Source organism: Sulfitobacter sp. NFXS29 (genome assembly GCF_040148765.1).
GTDB lineage: Bacteria > Pseudomonadota > Alphaproteobacteria > Rhodobacterales > Rhodobacteraceae > Sulfitobacter.
The window spans coordinates 153,794-171,701 of the sequence record NZ_JAGDED010000006.1 but is presented as its reverse complement, the minus strand read 5'-3'; the positions used below and the strand labels follow the sequence as shown (position 1 = coordinate 171,701).

General features: G+C 61.4%; 19 protein-coding genes. 11 read left to right on the top strand and 8 right to left on the bottom strand.

Translation table 11 applies throughout. From position 1 onward, the window contains the following. Positions 1 to 7 precede the first annotated feature (7 nt). On the bottom strand, positions 8 to 2,539 hold the full coding sequence (locus J3456_RS11620; protein WP_349580388.1) for an ABC transporter permease: 2,532 nt from the start codon (positions 2,537 to 2,539) through the stop codon (positions 8 to 10). Continuing rightward, a complete protein-coding gene (locus tag J3456_RS11615) occupies positions 2,536 to 3,204 on the bottom strand; it encodes an ABC transporter ATP-binding protein (protein ID WP_349580387.1) in 669 nt (222 codons plus the stop codon). Before J3456_RS11615 ends, J3456_RS11620 begins: the two co-directional genes overlap by 4 nt. Before the next feature lie 49 nt (positions 3,205 to 3,253). Between J3456_RS11615 and J3456_RS11610 the strand changes: the two genes are divergently transcribed. Then, entirely contained in the window at positions 3,254 to 3,910 is a 657-nt protein-coding gene (locus tag J3456_RS11610) for an arylesterase (RefSeq protein ID WP_349580386.1), read from the top strand. Positions 3,911 to 3,960: 50 nt separating this feature from the next. Here J3456_RS11610 and J3456_RS11605 read toward each other — a convergent pair whose 3' ends face one another. Further along, complete coding sequence (locus J3456_RS11605; RefSeq protein ID WP_067623368.1) at positions 3,961 to 4,167, bottom strand: cold-shock protein; 207 nt, start codon at positions 4,165 to 4,167, stop codon at positions 3,961 to 3,963. Between the two features lie 331 nt (positions 4,168 to 4,498). Between J3456_RS11605 and J3456_RS11600 the strand changes: the two genes are divergently transcribed. Both J3456_RS11600 and preA read left to right on the top strand, forming a co-directional pair. Then, positions 4,499 to 5,830: an NAD(P)-dependent oxidoreductase gene (locus J3456_RS11600; RefSeq protein ID WP_349580385.1), complete on the top strand. Its 1,332-nt coding sequence runs from the start codon at positions 4,499 to 4,501 to the stop codon at positions 5,828 to 5,830. 25 nt (positions 5,831 to 5,855) lie between these two features. Then, positions 5,856 to 7,169, top strand: coding sequence for an NAD-dependent dihydropyrimidine dehydrogenase subunit PreA (gene preA / locus J3456_RS11595; RefSeq protein ID WP_349580384.1), 1,314 nt, complete (start codon positions 5,856 to 5,858; stop codon positions 7,167 to 7,169). A gap of 22 nt (positions 7,170 to 7,191) precedes the next feature. Here the strand turns inward: preA and J3456_RS11590 are convergent, their stop codons facing one another. Both J3456_RS11590 and J3456_RS11585 read right to left on the bottom strand, forming a co-directional pair. Then, on the bottom strand, positions 7,192 to 7,392 hold the full coding sequence (locus tag J3456_RS11590; RefSeq protein ID WP_349580383.1) for a hypothetical protein: 201 nt from the start codon (positions 7,390 to 7,392) through the stop codon (positions 7,192 to 7,194). Between the two features lie 109 nt (positions 7,393 to 7,501). Further along, a complete protein-coding gene (locus J3456_RS11585) occupies positions 7,502 to 8,128 on the bottom strand; it encodes a TetR family transcriptional regulator C-terminal domain-containing protein (protein WP_349580382.1) in 627 nt (208 codons plus the stop codon). Positions 8,129 to 8,284: 156 nt separating this feature from the next. Here J3456_RS11585 and J3456_RS11580 point away from each other — a divergent pair, with 156 nt between their 5' ends. Further along, entirely contained in the window at positions 8,285 to 9,535 is a 1,251-nt protein-coding gene (locus tag J3456_RS11580; protein WP_349580381.1) for a Zn-dependent hydrolase, read from the top strand. Here the strand turns inward: J3456_RS11580 and J3456_RS11575 are convergent, their stop codons facing one another. After that, complete coding sequence (locus J3456_RS11575) at positions 9,536 to 9,676, bottom strand: hypothetical protein (protein WP_349580380.1); 141 nt, start codon at positions 9,674 to 9,676, stop codon at positions 9,536 to 9,538. It abuts the gene before it with no gap. Between J3456_RS11575 and J3456_RS11570 the strand changes: the two genes are divergently transcribed. From J3456_RS11570 to J3456_RS11545, 6 genes are all read left to right on the top strand, one after another. Further along, positions 9,675 to 10,169 (top strand): hypothetical protein, encoded by a 495-nt coding sequence (locus J3456_RS11570; RefSeq protein ID WP_349580379.1) that lies wholly within the window; start codon positions 9,675 to 9,677, stop codon positions 10,167 to 10,169. The genes J3456_RS11575 and J3456_RS11570 overlap by 2 nt on opposite strands. Then, the gene (gene hydA, locus J3456_RS11565; protein WP_349580378.1) at positions 10,166 to 11,626 is read left to right on the top strand and encodes a dihydropyrimidinase; all 1,461 of its coding nucleotides are present in this window, start codon (positions 10,166 to 10,168) and stop codon (positions 11,624 to 11,626) included. The genes J3456_RS11570 and hydA overlap by 4 nt, the downstream gene beginning before the upstream one ends. Positions 11,627 to 11,700: 74 nt before the next feature. Further along, positions 11,701 to 12,486 (top strand): ABC transporter ATP-binding protein, encoded by a 786-nt coding sequence (locus tag J3456_RS11560; protein WP_349580377.1) that lies wholly within the window; start codon positions 11,701 to 11,703, stop codon positions 12,484 to 12,486. Continuing rightward, the gene (locus tag J3456_RS11555) at positions 12,486 to 13,346 is read left to right on the top strand and encodes an ABC transporter permease (protein ID WP_205570897.1); all 861 of its coding nucleotides are present in this window, start codon (positions 12,486 to 12,488) and stop codon (positions 13,344 to 13,346) included. The genes J3456_RS11560 and J3456_RS11555 overlap by 1 nt, the downstream gene beginning before the upstream one ends. Continuing rightward, positions 13,346 to 14,185 (top strand): ABC transporter permease, encoded by an 840-nt coding sequence (locus J3456_RS11550; RefSeq protein ID WP_120352138.1) that lies wholly within the window; start codon positions 13,346 to 13,348, stop codon positions 14,183 to 14,185. Before J3456_RS11555 ends, J3456_RS11550 begins: the two co-directional genes overlap by 1 nt. 27 nt (positions 14,186 to 14,212) lie before the next feature. Further along, on the top strand, positions 14,213 to 15,193 hold the full coding sequence (locus J3456_RS11545) for an ABC transporter substrate-binding protein (protein ID WP_349580376.1): 981 nt from the start codon (positions 14,213 to 14,215) through the stop codon (positions 15,191 to 15,193). Between the two features lie 285 nt (positions 15,194 to 15,478). Here the strand turns inward: J3456_RS11545 and J3456_RS11540 are convergent, their stop codons facing one another. After that, entirely contained in the window at positions 15,479 to 16,030 is a 552-nt protein-coding gene (locus J3456_RS11540) for a L,D-transpeptidase (protein ID WP_067623420.1), read from the bottom strand. Positions 16,031 to 16,171: 141 nt separating this feature from the next. Then, positions 16,172 to 16,378 carry a cold-shock protein gene (locus J3456_RS11535; protein ID WP_067265226.1) on the bottom strand — a complete coding sequence of 69 codons (207 nt, stop codon included), beginning with the start codon at positions 16,376 to 16,378 and terminating at the stop codon, positions 16,172 to 16,174. A 376-nt stretch (positions 16,379 to 16,754) separates the two neighbouring features. Here J3456_RS11535 and J3456_RS11530 point away from each other — a divergent pair, with 376 nt between their 5' ends. After that, complete coding sequence (locus tag J3456_RS11530) at positions 16,755 to 17,732, top strand: response regulator (protein ID WP_349580375.1); 978 nt, start codon at positions 16,755 to 16,757, stop codon at positions 17,730 to 17,732. The last annotated feature ends 176 nt before the right edge of the window (positions 17,733 to 17,908 follow it).

Below are 17,908 nucleotides of genomic sequence, written 5' to 3'. Positions count from 1 at the left end.
CGCGGGATCATTCCTGCGCCCTTAGCATATCCGCAGGCCGGGCGTTCAGCGCCTTCAGTGCAAAGCCCAAGCCCGCCAAGACCGTCGCCAGCACCCCGCCTGCGATGATCATCAGCGCATTGGGCCAGACCACGGTGAAATCGGTCTCCATCACGTAATGGCTCACCGCCCAGCCCCCGGCGATGCCTGCCAACAGCGCGACACCCCCGGCAAAGAGACCCAGCAGGGCCGCACGCAGCACAAAGCTGCTGGCAATGGTTCGTCGCGAAGCGCCCATGGTTTTCAGCAAGGCCGCCTCATAGCTGCGCGCGCCCGTGCCTGCGGCTGCCGCGCCGATCAGCACCATGAAGCCTGTCACCAGCGTCGCCAGCGCCCCCACCGAGATCGCCGAGGCCAGCCCCGCCAGCACTCCCGCCACCCGGTCGATTGCATCGCGCACCCGGATCGCGGTGATGTTGGGGTAGGCTTCGGCTAGATCGCGCAGGATCGCGGTTTCGGCCTCTGGCGCGGCATAGACGGTCGAGATGAAACTATGCGGCGCGCCGGCCAGTGCAGCGGGGTTCATCGTCAGCACAAAGCCGATCCCGGCGGTGGAGAAATCAACCTCGCGGAAGCTGGTGATCTCGCCGGTGATGGCGCGACCCAGCACGTTGAGGGTCAGGCTGTCGCCAAGGCTCAACCCCAGTTCCTCGGCCTCTTCGGCGGCAAAGCTGATCTGCGGCGGGCCGGTGTAGTCTTCGGCCCACCAGTCGCCCGCCGTGATCCGCGTGTCTTCGCCCGGCTCTGCGGCATAGGTGATGCCCCGGTCGCCGCGCACCACCCAGTGATCGCCCGCCACTTCTTGGGCCGGTTGGCCATTGATCTCGGTCACCACGCCGCGCAGCATCGGGGCGCTTTCAACCCGGCCGACTGCCGCGTCGCTGGTGAGCCTTTCGGTGAAGCCGTCGATCTGATCCTTCTGGATGTCGACAAAGAAATAAGACGGCGCCACATCCGGCAGATTGCCCGAAATCGCACGGCGCAGATTGCCGTCGATCTGGCCCACCGCCGCCAAGACCGACAGGCCCAGCCCAAGCGCCAGCACCACCGCCGTGGCCCCTTCGCCCGGCCCGCCAATCGCGGCGAGCGCCCACCGCAGGCGGGGATGCCCCCGCACGCGTTTGGCTGCGGCCCGCGCGATCAGCCGCAACACGGCTGCCGCCAGCGCCAGCACAGCCAGCGTCGCCGCCAAGCCGCCAAGCGTCCAAAGCGTGAGCGACCACGATCCGTTAAACCAGCCCGCCAGCGCCAAAAGCGCGGACAGGAGCAGCGCCATCGCCACGAGGTAGGGCGCGCCGGGCAGAGGCGATTGGCTCTGCCAATCATCGCGAAACAGGGTGGCGGCACGCACGTCAGCGCTGCGGGCCAGCGGCCAAAGGGTGAAAAGCGCGGCCGTGAGCAACCCGTATAGCGCGGCCTCGGCCAGCGGGGCGGGGTAAATCGCGAAACGGGCGGGGAGGGGCAGTTGCGCTTCGATCAGCGGGGAAAGCAACAGAGGCAGCCCGGCACCGATCAGCAGGCCAAGCGCCACGCCCATCACGGCCAGCAGCCCGACCTGAATGAAGTAGGTCTGAAAGATCGTCGCCCGGGTTGCGCCCATGGCGCGGAAGGTGGCGATCACAGCGGTCTTGCGTTGCAGATAGGCCCGCACCGCTGCCGCCACGCCAACCCCGCCCACCGCGAGGCCCGACAGCCCCACCAGCACCAGAAAGGCGCTGAGCCGTTCGACGAAACGCGCCACGCCGGGCGCGCCGTTCCGGGCATCGGTCCAGCGCATCCCGGCGTCGGCAAACCGCGCCTCGGCCTCGGCTTCCAACGGATCAAGCGCGGTGCCTTCGGGCAGATCGAGCCGATACTTGCTGTTAAAGAGCGTCCCCGGTGCGAGCAGGCCCGAGCCATCCAACGCGGCGCGCCGCACCAGCGTGCGAGGACCGAGCGAGAAGCCACTGGCGGCGGAATCTGGTTCGCGTTCAATCAGGGCCGTAAGGCGAAATTCGGTTTCGCCGAGGGCAAAAACATCCCCCGGGGCAAGGCCGAGCCTGTCCGACAAGGCACGTTCCATCACGGCGCCGGGCCGTCCTTCGGGCCCGATCTCAAGCGCCTGCTCCAGCGGCAAGGCCGGGTCCAACACCATCTCACCGATCAATGGATAGAGGTCGTCCACCGCCTTGACCTGCGTCAAAGCGCGTTCTGAGGTGTCTCCCGCGCCGACCACCGCCATGGAGCGGAACTCAACGATTTCGGAGACACGCTCGGCCCGCTCGGCCATCCACGCCTGCTCATCAGGGCTGGCCGATCGATAGGTGAAATCAAGCTCGGCATCGCCGCCCAAAAGTGCGGCACCCTCGGCTTCCAGCCCCGCCTCAATCGCAGCGCGGACCGAGCCGACGGCGGCCAAAGCGGCCACGCCGAGCGCGAGGCAGGCCAGCAGCAGACGGAAACCGCGCAATCTGCCGCGCATTTCACGGCGGGCAAAACGGGCCGCGAGGGACAGGCTCATGCGAGACGCCCGTCGGCCAATTGCACCACCCGGTCACAACGCGCGGCCAGATCGTCGGCATGGGTCACCAACACCAGTGTGGCGCCATGGCGGTCGCGCAGCTCAAACAGCAGGTTCATGATCGCGGCCCCATTGCGGCTGTCGAGGCTGCCTGTCGGCTCATCCGCCAGCAGGATCGCCGGGCGCGGGGCGGCGGCGCGGGCGAGGGCCACGCGTTGCTGCTCGCCGCCTGACATCTGCGCAGGGTATTGATCGATGCGGTGGCCAAGACCGACAGCCTCCAACTCGCTGCGCGCACGGTCAAAGGCATCTTCCGCCCCCGAAAGCTCCAGCGGGGTGGCGACATTCTCCAGCGCGGTCATGGTGGGAATGAGGTGAAAGGACTGAAAGACGATCCCCATGCGGCCTTGCCGAAACTGGGCCAACCCATCCTCGCGCAGCGCGCTGAGATCATGGCCGAGGGCCATAACCTTACCGCCCGTGGCACGCTCCAGCCCGCCCATGACCATCAGCAGCGAAGATTTGCCCGATCCCGACGCCCCGGTCAGCGCGATGCTTTCCCCTTGCTGGACCTGCAGCGAAATGCCGCGCAGAATATCGACGGTTCCAGCATTGCCCTTGAGGCTTAGCGTGACATCTTGAAGGTCATAGACTGGGTCGCTCATCGGGCCGCCTTTGTTCTGAGTATCAGTTGGATATGGAGGTCCGTGAAGGATGCGCAAGGTATTGATCTGTTGTGCCTTTATTTTAGGCAGCGCCGCACAGGCCGAAGAGGTGGTGATCGCCGCCCTTGGCGACAGTCTGACCCAAGGCTATGGCCTGCCCGCCGAAGAGGGATTCGTGCCGCAATTGCAGGCCTGGCTGGATGCCGAAGGCGTTGAGGCGAAGATCGTTAACGCGGGTGTTTCGGGCGATACGACCGCTGGCGGGCGGGCGCGGGTGGATTGGACCCTGACGCCCGATGTCGACGCGATGATCGTGACACTCGGGGGTAATGACATGCTGCGCGGGCTGGACCCGGCGCAGGCGCGCGGCAACATTGAAGACATTCTTGCGGCGGCAAAGCGCGCCGAGGTTGAGGTGCTGCTGGTCGGCATGTCGGCACCGGGCAACTACGGCGCGGGGTATAAGGCCGATTTCGAAGCGCTCTATCCCGACTTGGCCGAAGCCCATGGAACGCAGTTCTACCCGGATTTCTTTACCGGACTTCTTGCCGAGGAAAAGGGCGCGGCCAGCGCGCGGAGCGAGACGATCCAACGCTATTTTCAAGGGGATGGCATCCATCCCAATGCCGAAGGCGTGGCGCTGATCGTGGATGATATCGGCCCGGCGGTGGCTGAGCTTGCCGCACAGGCCGCAGAGACCCGCTAACAAGAAACGGACGCCGCAGCGTCCGTTTCGATCATCGAAATGTGGCCCGGTCAGGCCAGCGCGATATTGCTCGCGCTTTCGCGGCCATCACGGCCTGCTTCGACATCAAAGGTAACCTTTTGATTGTCGGCAAGCCCGGTCAGGCCTGCGCGCTCTACTGCGGATATGTGGACAAAGATGTCTTTGCCGCCGCTGTCCGGCGCGATGAAGCCGTAGCCTTTTGTCGTGTTGAACCATTTGACGGTGCCAGTAGCCATGACCCGTGTCTCCCTCTGTCTGATCTGCCCGCAACATGCGGCAGCGCGGCTCGGTCGAATTCGTGATCGCTGGAGCCTTAGGGCAGCCGGGTCGAAAAGTCTTCGCGTCGCAGTTGTGATATTGGAATCTCTAATTTTAAAATCAAGGTTTTTTACGGGGCGGCATGGGGCAAGCAAGGAAGCGCCCATGAAATATAACCTGCCTGTTACAAAACTGGCAGGCGTCACGGGTTTTTCGGGAAGACGCGTTTTTCAAAAATTTACCAGTTGATAAAAAAATGATTCCGTGTGAGCATTTTCAAAACACCAAGAAAACGACAGGGATTTTGATATGGCACGTGATGTCTTTGAGCCGGGGATCGTTCCGGGGCGGTTAGAGCCGCAGAACTACGCAGAGGGGTTTTCGGATCTCCATCCACCCTTGGACGAACACGAGGCACTGGTCGCGGCGGACCGCTGTTACTTCTGCCATGATGCACCTTGCATGACGGCCTGTCCGACCGACATCGACATTCCGCTGTTCATCCGGCAAATCGCCACCGGCACGCCGGATGCGGCGGCCAAGACGATCCTGAGCCAGAACATCCTTGGCGGCATGTGCGCGCGGGTCTGCCCGACAGAGACGCTTTGCGAGGAGGTCTGCGTGCGTGAGGTGGCCGAGGGCAAGCCGGTGCTAATTGGCCAATTGCAGCGCTATGCGACGGATCATCTGATGGCCCAAGGCGTGCATCCTTTTGAGCGTGCGGCCGTGACGGGCAAACGTGTCGCTGTGGTTGGTGCGGGCCCTGCGGGTCTGTCCTGCGCCCACCGTCTGGCGATGCTGGGCCATGAGGTCGAAATCCTTGATGCACGGCCCAAGCCGGGCGGGCTCAACGAATATGGCATCGCTGCTTACAAAACGCCGAACGGCTTTGCGCAGGCCGAGGTGGATTGGCTGATGCTGATCGGTGGCATCACCTTCCGGCATGAGGTTGCCGTGGGTCGGGATGTCACGCTTGAGGAATTGAAGACCGACTATGACGCGGTTTTCCTCGGCATGGGGCTGGTGGGCGTCAATGCGCTTGGGGCCGAAGGCGAGGATAAGGCCGGGGTCGCCAATGCGGTCGATTTCATTTCGGAGCTGCGCCAGTCGGGCGACATGTCAGGCGTGCCGATTGGCCGCGACGTGGTGGTGATCGGCGGCGGGATGACGGCGGTGGACGCGGCGGTGCAGGCGAAACTGCTGGGCGCGCTGAACGTGACGCTGGTCTACCGCCGTGGGCGGGACCGGATGAACGCGAGTGTGTTTGAGCAAGACCTCGCAGCCTCGAAAGGGGTGCGGATCGTGACCCATGCGGTGCCGATTGCGGTGCATGGCAATGGCTCGGTGCGCGAGATTGAATTTGAATATGTCGATGAGGCCATGAAAGGCACGGGCCAGACCCTGCGCCTGCAAGCGGATCAGGTGTTCAAGGCTATTGGTCAGACGCTGTTGGGCGACGGGCTGCCCGATCTCGACGGGCGCAAGATCAAAGTCGATGGCACCGGGCGCACCAGCCTTGATCGTGTCTGGGCGGGCGGTGACTGCGCCAGTGGTGGCGATGATTTGACCGTGACCGCCGTGGCCGAGGGCCGCGATGCCGCGATCGACATTCACACCACATTGATGGGGGCGGCGGGCTGAGGCCGCGCCGAGAGGGAGACATAACATGGCTGATCTGAGAAGCGAATTCATCGGGATCAAATCCCCCAACCCGTTCTGGCTGGCCTCTGCCCCGCCGACGGACAAAGAATACAACGTGCGCCGCGCCTATGAGGCGGGCTGGGGCGGGGTGGTCTGGAAGACCCTCGGCATGGAAGGCCCGCCCGTGGTGAACGTCAACGGCCCGCGATATGGCGCGATTTATGGCGCGGATCGGCGTCTGCTGGGGCTCAACAACATTGAGCTCATCACCGACCGCCCGCTGGAAGTGAACCTGCGCGAGATGAAGGCGGTCAAACGTGATTACCCGGATCGCGCGCTGATCGCGTCAATCATGGTGCCTTGCGAGGAAGAGGCGTGGAAAGCCATCCTGCCGCATGTGGAAGAGACCGGCGCGGATGGGATCGAGCTGAACTTCGGCTGCCCGCACGGCATGGCCGAGCGGGGCATGGGCTCTGCCGTGGGGCAGGTGCCGGAATATATCGAAATGGTCACCCGCTGGTGCAAGATGTACACGCGGATGCCGGTGATCGTGAAGCTGACGCCGAACATCACCAATGTGCTTTATCCGGCCGAGGCCGCCAAGCGCGGCGGCGCGGATGCGGTAAGCCTGATTAACACAATCAACTCGATCACCTCGGTCGATCTGGATCTCTTTGCGCCCGAGCCGATGATCGACGGCAAGGGCACCCATGGCGGCTATTGCGGCCCGGCGGTGAAGCCCATCGCGCTCAACATGGTGGCCGAGATTGCGCGTAATCCTGAGACCCATGGCCTGCCGATCAGCGGCATCGGCGGCGTCACCACATGGCGCGACGCGGCGGAGTTTCTGGCCCTTGGCGCGGGCAACGTGCAGGTCTGCACGGCGGCGATGACCTATGGCTTCAAGGTGGTCCAAGAGATGATCTCGGGCCTGTCGGAGTATATGGACAAGAAGGGCATGACCTCGGTCGATGAGCTTGTGGGCCGCGCGGTGCCGAATGTCACCGACTGGAACCAGCTGAACCTGAACTACGTCGCCAAGGCGAAGATCGATCAGGACTTGTGCATCTCTTGTGGCCGCTGCTTTGCCGCATGCGAAGACACCAGCCACCAAGCGATTGCCATGTCCGAAGATCGCACATTCACGGTGATCGACGAGGAATGCGTGGCCTGTAACCTTTGCGTCAATGTCTGCCCGGTCGAGGATTGTATCTCGATGGAGTCACTGGCCGCGGGCGCGACTGACCTGCGGACTGGCAAGACAGTCACGCCCGACTACGCCAACTGGACCACGCACCCCAACAACCCTTCTGCCAAAGCAGTTGAGCCAGCGGAGTAAGGCGAGATCCGTCGCCCCGCGTTCAGGATTTCCTGAGCGTCGGGGCGGCGGTATGCGTGGCCGGTGGCAAGCTCATCTCTGCCAGATTACCCCGCGCGGCAAGCAGCGCCATGGCCGCATCGAGTGCCATCTGGTCGTGCTTTCTGGTTCGGTCAATCGCCGCCTCATCAGACCCCTTAGTTTGTTGCGCAGCCTTTGCGCCGTTCAAAAAACCTACATTCATCACTGCCCCTTTTCATCTTAAGGAGCCCACACCCACGGGCAGACTGCGCGAAACCCGCTAACAAGCCGTTAAGCGACGCCCGTTTCGGAGGTTAAGGTTAACGGCACGTTTACTGCGCCGGAAGGTCCAAAAGCGCGCCAAACATCGCCTGAAGATGCGCCTGCGCGCGGGGGCGGGGATCGGTCTCGGGCTCGAGCAGGACTTGCGCCTGCGCCTCGAAATCCGCGTAGTGCTGCGTCGTGGCCCAGATGGAAAATATCAGATGCTGCGGATCCAGCGGGGGCAGCTTCCCCTCGCTCACCCAGCCCGCGATCACGGCGCATTTTTCGTCGAATAGGGGTTTGAGGTGGCGGTGCAGCTCTGGCTCAATCCGCGGCGCGCCCTGCAGAATTTCGTTGGCGAACAGCCGACTTTCGCGCGGCAATTCGCGCGACATGGTCAGCTTGCGTTCGACATAGTCCAAAATCTCGCGCCGGGGGTCGCCGTCGGGGTCTAGTTCCACCAGCGGGTCGAGCCAAGTCTCCATAAGCTGCGACAGCAAAGTGACGTGAATGTCTTCTTTGCCATTGAAGTAATAGAGAATATTCGGTTTGCTCAGCCCAGCCTCGGCGGCGATCTGATCCAGCGTGGCGCCCCGGTAGCCATGTTTCGAGAAGACTTCGAGCGCGGCATCTAGAATCACCCGGCGGTTGCGTCTTTGGATGCGGCTGGGTTTTTTGGCGGTGCTTTCGGGCAAGGCAATGATCCTTGGTGCTGCTAAAAAAGGCGTTTGCCGGATCGGCGGTGGGTTGTTTCAAACCAGTTCTTGACAGACCCTAACCTAATCGCAATCGTGGATTTACCAAATGGTAAAAAAACAACACGGCCCAAGCCGATGACAGAGGAGTGACCTATGCCCGCGCCCGGAGAGAACCTCAAGATTGATCCTGACCGTCTGTGGGATTCCTTGATGGAAATGGCCAAGATCGGCCCCGGCGTTGCGGGGGGGAATAACCGTCAGACGCTGACCGACGAAGATGCCGAAGGCCGCGCCCTGTTCCAAAAGTGGTGCGAAGCTGCGGGCTGCACCATGGGTCTTGACCAGATGGGCAATATGTTCGCCCAGCGGGAGGGCACCGACCCCAATGCGCTGCCGGTCTATGTGGGCAGCCACCTCGACACCCAGCCGACGGGCGGGAAATACGATGGCATCCTTGGCGTGCTCGGCGGGTTGGAGATCATCCGCACGATGAACGATCTGGGCATCAAGACCAAACACCCGATCGTCGTGACCAATTTCACCAACGAAGAAGGCACCCGTTACGCCCCCGCGATGCTGTCGTCGGGGGTTTTTGCTGGCATCCACACGCAGGATTGGGCCTACGCGCGCACCGATGCCGAGGGCAAAACCTTTGGCGATGAGTTGCAGCGGATCGGCTGGAAGGGCGACGAGGAAGTGGGCGCGCGCAAGATGCATGCCTTCTTTGAATTGCACATCGAACAGGGCCCGATTTTGGAATCCGAGGGCAAGGACATCGGCGTTGTCACCCACGGGCAGGGCCTGAGTTGGACGCAGGTGACGATCACCGGCAAGGACAGCCACACCGGTTCCACCCCGATGCCGATGCGCCGCGATGCGGGGCTGGGCATGGCGCGGGTGCTGGAAAAGGTGAACGAAATCGCGCTGAGCCATGCGCCCCATGCGGTGGGGGCGGCAGGCCATATCGAAGTCTACCCGAACTCGCGCAACGTGATCCCGGGCAAGACGGTCTTTACTGTCGATTTCCGGTCACCCGAACTGGCGGTGATCGAGGATATGGAGGCCCGTCTGCGCGACGAGGGCCAAAAAATCGCCGATGATATGGAAGTGCAGATCGAGTTTGAAAAGGTTGGCGGATTTGATCCCGTGGCCTTTGACGATGGCTGCGTCACCGCCGTGCGCAACGCGGCAGAGCGGTTGGGTTATAGCCATATGAACCTGATTTCGGGCGCGGGGCATGATGCCTGCTGGATCAACCGGGTGGCGCCCACGGCGATGGTGATGTGCCCTTGCGTTGACGGGCTGAGCCACAATGAGGCCGAAGAGATCACCAAGGATTGGGCCAAGGCGGGGGCGGATGTGCTGCTCCATGCGGTGCTGGAGACAGCGGGGATTATCCAGTGACTATTTCTTCTTCGGCGGTTTTTTTGATGGCTTTTGAGTGTACGTCAGATGTGCGCTACGTGTCAGCGGTTTTTGGCGCGGGATTGCGATGGCTTGTGCAGGCTTTTTCGGGCCGCCACCGTCACTTGGTTTATCGCTCATGACAAATACCTTATCGGATAATGCTAAAACGTTGATAGAGCTAAGCTATAGCCGGTGCTATGATCGACTTCAACTTCAGGCCAGTATTGCAAGCGCTGCCGACCAGCGAGCACTAGTGTCTTCCACGCTATCGATTGCTGCCGCAGCACTAGTTTTTGGTGCACTGGCAGATGCAGGAAGCATTTTTCTACGGATTGGATCAGCAGTATTTTTTAGTGGTGCTGCGCTGTTCTCGTCACTTTCTGCGATGCCAGGCAAATTATATTCGGCAGGCGGGACTGCGAGCGAGCTTGAAAAGGCGATCGACGACGACGCGGACTACCATGGTGTGCTTCTGGGGTTTTGCCAAAACTTCGATCTCGACATTGCCGAAAATGAGAAAACGGCATCAACACGGGCGCACCTTTATCGTTTCGCTATCCTGCTTTTCACGATCGGTATTGGTCTAGCGCTGGTTGCATTTCTATTGATCGGAGAGGGAGGAAGAACATGAGCAAGGTAATCAAGGGTGGCATGGTCTGCACGGCGGACCGCACATGGAAAGCCGATGTCCTGATCGAGGGCGAGAAGATCAAGCAGATCGGTGAAGACCTGAAGGGCGATGAATATATCGACGCCGAGGGCGCCTATGTGATCCCCGGCGGGATCGATCCGCATACGCACCTAGAGATGCCTTTCATGGGCACAACGGCAGCCGAAACCTTTGAGACCGGCACATGGGCCGCCGCAGTGGGCGGCACCACGATGGTGGTCGATTTCTGCCTGCCAGGCGCCGATGGCAGCATCAAGAACGCGATCAACGAATGGCACCGCAAGTCGGCACCGCAGATTTGCAGCGACATCGGCTATCACATGGCCGTCACCGGCTGGGACGAAAACGTCTTTAACGAGATGAAAGACGCCGTCGACATGGGGGTGAACAGCTTTAAGCACTTCATGGCTTACAAAGGCGCGTTGATGATCGAGGATGATGAGATGTTCGCCTCCTTCAAACGCTGTGCCGAGTTGGGCGCGCTGCCGATGGTCCATGCCGAGAACGGCGATCTGGTGGCCGAGTTGCAGCAGAAGTATTTCGATCAGGGCATCACCGGGCCGGAGGGCCACGCCTATTCCCGCCCGCCCGAGCTTGAGGGCGAGGCCGCGAACCGGGCGATCACCATTGCCGATACCGCGGGCGTGCCGCTCTATATCGTGCATGTGTCTTGCGAGCAGACCCATGAGGCGATCCGGCGTGCGCGGCAGAAGGGGATGCGGGTTTATGGCGAGCCGCTGATCCAATTCCTGACGCTGGATGAGTCTGAGTATTTCAACAAAGATTGGGACCACGCCGCGCGGCGCGTCATGTCGCCGCCGTTCCGCTCGAAAGACCACCAAGACAGCCTTTGGGCCGGGTTGCAGGCGGGCAGTTTGCAGGTCGTGGCGACGGATCACGCGGCGTTCAGCACCGAGCAGAAGCGTGCGGGCCGCGATGATTTCCGGATCATTCCCAACGGCTCGAACGGGCTGGAAGAACGTCTGGCCGTGCTTTGGACCGAAGGGGTAGAGACGGGGCGGCTTACGCCCAATGAATTCGTCGCCGCGACCTCGACCAATATCGCCAAGATCCTCAACATCTATCCGCAGAAGGGCGCGATCGTTGAAGGGGCCGATGCCGATATCGTGGTTTGGGACCCGAAAATCAGCAAGACGATCAGCCCGGCGAACCACCATTCCATCCTTGATTACAACGTCTTTGAGGGCTTCGAGGTCAAGGCACAGAGCCGCTATACCCTCAGCCGTGGTGAGGTGATCTGGGCTTGGGGTCAAAACAGCCAGCCGCAACCGGGACGTGGGCGTTTCGTGCCGCGCCCAGCCTTCCCGAGCGCCAATGTCGCGCTCAGCAAGTGGAAGGAGCTCAACAGCCCCAAGATGATCAAGCGCGATCCGCTGAACATTCCGGCGGGGATCTGAGCGATGTAAAACCGCCACGACAATCAGGTAAAGTGCCGCGCTAAAAGCGGCCGACCAACAGGGAAGTAAAATTTGTGAATGACAGCCAGAGCGTGATCAGCGCCAGCAATCTAGATCTGACCTTTCAAACCAATGACGGGCCGGTCCATGCGTTGAAAGACGTGAACCTTGAGATCCACAAAGGGGATTTCGTCAGCTTTATCGGCCCCTCGGGCTGCGGGAAGACGACCTTTCTGCGGGTGATGGCCGACCTTGAGCAGCCCACGGGCGGCACCGTGACCATTAACGGTGTCTCGCCCGAGGAGGCGCGCAAATCCCGGGCCTACGGCTACGTCTTTCAGGCGGCGGGGCTCTATCCGTGGCGCACCATCGGCGGCAATATCCGGCTGCCGCTTGAGATCATGGGCATTCCCCGTGCTGAGCAGGCCGAACGGGTGCAGCGCGTGCTGGAACTGGTGGAACTCAGCGGGTTTGAAAAGAAATTCCCTTGGCAATTGTCGGGCGGGATGCAGCAGCGCGCCTCCATCGCGCGGGCGTTGTCGTTCGACGCCGATATCTTGCTGATGGACGAACCCTTCGGCGCGTTGGATGAGATCGTGCGCGACCACCTCAACGAGCAACTGCTGAAGCTCTGGGCGCGGACGGAAAAGACCATTGCTTTCGTCACGCACTCGATCCCTGAGGCGGTGTATCTGTCGAACAAGATCGTGGTGATGAGCCCGCGCCCCGGCAGGATCGCCGATGTGATCGAAAGCCCGCTGCCGCGTGAACGCCCCTTGGAAATCCGCGAAAGCCCTGAGTTTTTAGAGATCGCGCATCGCGTGCGCGGGGGGCTGCGCGCCGGGCATGGGGACGATTGATGCGTAACATTATCCCCGTTCTCACGGTCGTGGGGCTGTTGATTGTCGTTTGGTATGGCGCTGCCGTCGCGCTTAACGCGCAATGGGCGCGGGATGTGGCGGCGCGGGCGGACAAGACGCTGACATTCTCGGAATTGGTGGCCGACACATGGTCGCAAGATAAGCCCAAACTGCCCGCACCGCATCAGGTGGGGGCCGAACTGTGGGAGACCACTGTGATGAAGAAGGTCACGTCGAAACGCTCACTGGTCTATCACACATGGGTCACCTTCAGCGCGACCTTCCTTGGCTTTGTCATGGGCACCGCGCTTGGCACGCTGCTGGCGGTGGGGATCGTGTTTAACCGCACGATGGACATGTCGGTGATGCCTTGGGTGATCGCCAGCCAGACCATTCCGATTTTGGCCATCGCACCGATGATCATCGTCGTGCTGAATGCCGTGGGCCTCTCGGGCCTGCTGCCCAAGGCGATCATCAGCATGTATCTGTCGTTTTTCCCGGTGGTCGTGGGCATGGTCAAAGGGCTGCGCAGCCCGGACCAGATGCAGCTTGACCAGATGCGGACATGGAACGCGAGCGGCTGGCAGACCTTTTGGAAACTGCGGTTACCGTCTTCGATGCCGTATTTCTTTACCTCGCTGAAGGTGGGGGTCGCGGCCTCTCTCGTTGGTGCCATTGTGGGCGAGATGCCGACGGGTGCTGTTGCGGGTCTTGGGGCGCGGTTGCTGGCGGGCAGCTACTACGGCCAGACCGTCCAGATCTGGAGCGCGCTTTTGATGGCGGCGGCCCTTGCGGCGGCCATGGTCGGGCTCATCGGGCTGATCCAGCGGCTGACGCTAAAACGAATGGGGATGGCATGATGGGCTGGATTGTTTTCGCCATTCTCGCGTGGATCGCTGGGTTGTCACTGAACGTCTGGCTGGCGCGGCAGCGGCCCTCGCGGGGGGCGTCGCTGGCGGCACCGCTGGTCTTTGGCATCACGCTCATCGCCGTTTGGGAAGGGGTGGTGCGTGGTTTCGACATCAACCAAGTGCTTCTGCCCGCCCCTTCGGCAATCGGGGCGCGGATGGCGTCGTCGCTTGATATCCTCTGGGTCGACTTCGTGCAGACCGTGATCAAAGGCGCGCTAAGCGGCTACATCATCGGCTGCAGCGCGGCCTTCCTGACGGCGCTGGCGATCGACCGCTTCCCTTTTCTGCAACGCGGGCTTTTGCCGGTGGGCAACTTCGTGGCCGCGCTGCCGATCATCGGCATGGCACCGATCATGGTGATGTGGTTCGGCTTTGGCTGGCAGTCCAAGGCGGCGATTGTCGTGGTCATGGTGTTCTTTCCGATGCTGGTGAACACGGTGCAGGGCTTGCAGGCCAGCGACGCCATGCAGCGCGACCTGATGCGGACCTATGCCGCCGGTTATTGGCGCACGCTTTTGAAACTGCGACTGCCTGCGGCGATGCCTTTTGTCTTCAACGGGTTAAAGATCGGCACCACCCTTGCCCTGATCGGCGCCATCGTTGCTGAATTCTTCGGCTCTCCGGTGCTGGGCATGGGCTTTCGCATCTCTACCTCGGTTGGGCAGCTTGCGCTTGATCTGGTCTGGGCCGAGATTGTTGTCGCGGCAATAGCCGGATCGGCGTTCTATGGTATCATGGCCCTTATCGAAGGACGGGTGACCTTTTGGCACCCCAGCCAGAGGAACTAGAGACGACCAACCAACAGGGAGATAAAAATGAAAACCATCACGAAGATCGCAGCCGGGGCCGCCTTGGGGCTCTGGGGGGGCGTGGCGCAGGCCGCCGACGACCTGACGCTGCAGCTCAAATGGGTCACGCAGGCCCAGTTCGCGGGCTATTACGTCGCCAAGGACAAGGGCTTTTACGAGGAAGAGGGACTGGACGTCACGATCAAGCCCGGTGGGCCGGACATCGCGCCGGTGCAGGTGCTTCTGGGCGGTGGGGCCGACGTGATGGTCGACTGGTTGCCCTCGGCGCTGGCCGCGCGCGAAAAGGGCGCGCCGATTGTGAACATTGCCCAGCCTTTCGCGAAATCCGGCCTGATGCTGACATGCCTCAAAGAGCATGGCATCGAAAGCCCCGAGGATTTCCCCGGCAACACGCTGGGCACTTGGTTCTTCGGCAATGAGATCCCGCTGATGAGCTGGATGGGCAAGCTGGGCTATGCCACCGATGGCTCCGACGGTGGCGTGACGATCCAGAAGATCAACTTTAACGTCGACCCGCTGCTGCAAAAGCAGGTCGAATGCGCCACCACCATGACCTACAATGAATATTGGCAGGTGATCGACGCGGGGCTGACGCCCGAGGATCTGGTGGTCTTCAAATATGAGGACGAGGGCATCTCGACGCTGGAAGACGGTCTTTACACCACCGAAGAGAGCCTCGAAGACCCCGAGATGGTCGACAAGCTGGCGCGTTTCGTCCGGGCCTCAATGAAAGGCTGGAAATACGCCGAGGAGAATGTCGAGGAAGCCGCCGACATCGTGCTGGAAAACGACCAGACCGGCGCCCAGACCGAGAAGCACCAGACCCGCATGATGGGTGAGATCGCCAAGCTGACCGAGGGCAGCGATGGCCGCTTGGACGAGGCTGCGTTTGACCGCAGTGCGGAGATCACCATGGAAGGCGGCATGATCACCAAAGCGCCTGAGGGGGCTTGGACCCATGACATTACGGATAAAGCGCTTCAGTAAGCTTTGACGGTAATGAGAGTAGAAGGGCTGGCGCGATGCGCTGGCCCTTTCTTTTGCTGTGAAGGGTTAGCGCCTGAACGCGGTCGGCGATCCAACGGCGTTTTGTACGACTTTTAGGTTCAGCCGTGACACGCCTTTGCAATGGCGCACCCGGCCTCACCAAGTCGCCTAGCCGGTCGCACCAAAGGTGCGCCCTATATGCGGCACGCCTTTGGCTGGACGGGCGGGCGGGCGATGGCCCGGCGCCTGCGGCTTGAGTCCGATCTGGATGTTGTCAAAAGGGGCTTAGAGCACCGTGACCTTCGTCCCAATCGGCACACGCTGATAGAGATCAATCACATGTTCGTTCAGCATCCGAATGCAGCCGTTAGAAACCGAACGGCCGATGGAGTTCGGCTGCGTGGTGCCGTGAATGCGGAAAAAGGTGTCCCGCCCGTTCTGGAACAGGTAGAGCGCCCGCGCGCCCAAGGGGTTGCCGGGGCCGCCGGGCTGGGCGTCAGTGTTGCCAATGAAACGTTTGTAGGTCTGCGGCTCGCGTTCGATCATCTCATTGGTCGGGCGCCATGTGGGCCATTCTTTTTTGACGTCGATGGTGGCGGTGCCGGTGAATTCCAGCCCCGCTTTGCCGACGCCCACGCCATAGCGCATCGCTTGGCCCGGGGCGGTTACGAAATATAGGTAATGACTGCGCGGCAGGATCAGCAATTGACCGGGCGCATATTGCGCTTTCATCGGCACCATTTGCGGGGCGGCACTGTAGGCGGCGGTGCGCGCCTGCGCCATCAGGGGAAGGGCGGCTGCGGCCACGGTGCTGGTCAGAAAACTACGGCGGCGCATGGCAGGCTCCATCAATCTATTGCTGTTTCGCCCTGCATTTTGCCACGGGGGCGCATTTTAGCAAGGCTGGACATAAAAAACCGACCTGCCGGTATCAGCAGGTCGGTCAAATTCTTGCATCAGGGCCGAGGCCCCCGGCCATTAGGCCAGCGCGAGGTTGGTCGCGGATTCACGGCCGTCACGGCCTGCTTCGATGTCGAAGGTCACTTTCTGGTTGTCGGCCAGGCCGGTCAGGCCAGCGCGCTCAACAGCGGAAATGTGCACGAAAACGTCTTTGCTGCCGCCATCGGGAGCAATGAAGCCGAAGCCTTTAGTTGTGTTGAACCATTTTACGGTGCCAGTGGCCATATCCGTAGTCTCCATATTTATGCCATCCGCGTTGGTGCGATGGCCCGGCGTGGTTGGTCTGGATCGATAGACTGAGCGCCGTATGAGGGAGACAGTGGGTCGAAAAAGATAACGTCTGCACCGTCTATATTGCATCAGGAGGGGATTCGTTCAAGGGGCATCGCATTTTGGGGCCACAACAGGTCTGCGCTGTCGCGGATTTCGGCAAATTATCGCCACGAAGTTTCGCCTTCCCCATATTTTGCGGGGACCGGCCCCAGATGCGTTGTCCCGAGTTTGCCTAAAACTGGTCTCATTACTGCCCGGCATAGGTGGTTTTTTCTGAGAAAGCCCCAAGTGCGCCTGCCAGCGCCCCCCTCATGCGGAGTAATGAGACATGATGCGTATCCTTGCCGTAGACGATGACCCGGTCATCCTCGACCTGCTTACAGGTTGCCTGACTGAGAATGACAATTACGAGCTGACCTGCTGCGAGAGCTCGGAAGAGGCGCTTGAGATCATGCAGGAATCGAACCAACCGTTCGATTCCTTTCTGCTTGATATCATGATGCCCGGCATCAACGGGATCAGCCTGTGTGAGATGATCCGCGATGTGCCTTTCTACCGCGCCGTGCCGATCATCATGATCACCGCCAGCAAGGAACCTGCGATGATGCAGCGGGCCTTTGATGCGGGGGCCACCGATTTCCTCTGCAAGCCGTTAGATGGTGTCGAGCTCAGCGCGCGGATCAATGCCGCCAGCATGCTCAATGCCTCGCTTCTGCGCGAACGTGAGGCGCAGCATACGCTGAGCGAGTTGACGCAGATGATGCAAATCCGCTTTGACGAGGATTTCGATCTCGATGTCTCCGCCTGTAGCAACGTCTCCGAGCTGGAAAATTACCTGCTGCGCCTGCCGAGCGGTTGTTTCTCTATGAGCCTCTTTTCGATCTCGGTCGAGGGCGCGCGCGGCATTTATCGCGCGGTCAAGGCCCCGGCCTTCCGCCGCCAGATGGAGCAGGTGGCCCGCGCCTCGGTGCATTCGCTGGAAGGCATGCGCTTTCATCTGGCCTATGCGGGCAGTGGCCGTTTCATCGGAGTGGTGATGAGCCGCGCCCGGTTGAACACCGCCACCATGGCCGATCGCACGCGCGAGCATCTGGAAAAGAATTGGGACGGCAAAGGTATGAACGGCGGGCTGGCCCCGTCCTTGCAAGTGCATTCGGTGACCGAGCAGCGCCTCTGGTCGGGTCTTTCGGCCAGCAACAAGCTGCGTGAGTATCTGCAAGGCTGGGACCCGCTGCACGGTCTGGCGCGGCATGATGAGGACAACCTCTTTGCCCAGTTGGAAACGGCGATCGACGAAGAACGCTGAGGGCTCTGCTCGTTCTCAGCTTTGGGACGCGCCCGTTCTGCCGAAAGGTGGGGCGGGCGTTTCGCGTTCGGGCGGTAAGGGATGGGCGATGCCCGATGTGCCACCGTGCGTGATCGATGCTGCGGTACACATGAAAAAGGGCGCCGAAGTTTTGGCGCCCTTTTGTCATCCGATCT

Coding starts and splice junctions, on each gene's coding strand:
- J3456_RS11620 (WP_349580388.1), bottom strand. CDS start 2,539: ATGAGCCTGTCCCTCGCGGCCCGTTTTGCCCGCCGTGAAATGCGCGGC.
- J3456_RS11615 (WP_349580387.1), bottom strand. CDS start 3,204: ATGAGCGACCCAGTCTATGACCTTCAAGATGTCACGCTAAGCCTCAAG.
- J3456_RS11610 (WP_349580386.1), top strand. CDS start 3,254: ATGCGCAAGGTATTGATCTGTTGTGCCTTTATTTTAGGCAGCGCCGCA.
- J3456_RS11605 (WP_067623368.1), bottom strand. CDS start 4,167: ATGGCTACTGGCACCGTCAAATGGTTCAACACGACAAAAGGCTACGGC.
- J3456_RS11600 (WP_349580385.1), top strand. CDS start 4,499: ATGGCACGTGATGTCTTTGAGCCGGGGATCGTTCCGGGGCGGTTAGAG.
- preA (WP_349580384.1), top strand. CDS start 5,856: ATGGCTGATCTGAGAAGCGAATTCATCGGGATCAAATCCCCCAACCCG.
- J3456_RS11590 (WP_349580383.1), bottom strand. CDS start 7,392: ATGAATGTAGGTTTTTTGAACGGCGCAAAGGCTGCGCAACAAACTAAG.
- J3456_RS11580 (WP_349580381.1), top strand. CDS start 8,285: ATGCCCGCGCCCGGAGAGAACCTCAAGATTGATCCTGACCGTCTGTGG.
- J3456_RS11570 (WP_349580379.1), top strand. CDS start 9,675: ATGACAAATACCTTATCGGATAATGCTAAAACGTTGATAGAGCTAAGC.
- J3456_RS11575 (WP_349580380.1), bottom strand. CDS start 9,676: ATGAGCGATAAACCAAGTGACGGTGGCGGCCCGAAAAAGCCTGCACAA.
- hydA (WP_349580378.1), top strand. CDS start 10,166: ATGAGCAAGGTAATCAAGGGTGGCATGGTCTGCACGGCGGACCGCACA.
- J3456_RS11555 (WP_205570897.1), top strand. CDS start 12,486: ATGCGTAACATTATCCCCGTTCTCACGGTCGTGGGGCTGTTGATTGTC.
- J3456_RS11550 (WP_120352138.1), top strand. CDS start 13,346: ATGGGCTGGATTGTTTTCGCCATTCTCGCGTGGATCGCTGGGTTGTCA.
- J3456_RS11545 (WP_349580376.1), top strand. CDS start 14,213: ATGAAAACCATCACGAAGATCGCAGCCGGGGCCGCCTTGGGGCTCTGG.
- J3456_RS11540 (WP_067623420.1), bottom strand. CDS start 16,030: ATGCGCCGCCGTAGTTTTCTGACCAGCACCGTGGCCGCAGCCGCCCTT.
- J3456_RS11535 (WP_067265226.1), bottom strand. CDS start 16,378: ATGGCCACTGGCACCGTAAAATGGTTCAACACAACTAAAGGCTTCGGC.
- J3456_RS11530 (WP_349580375.1), top strand. CDS start 16,755: ATGATGCGTATCCTTGCCGTAGACGATGACCCGGTCATCCTCGACCTG.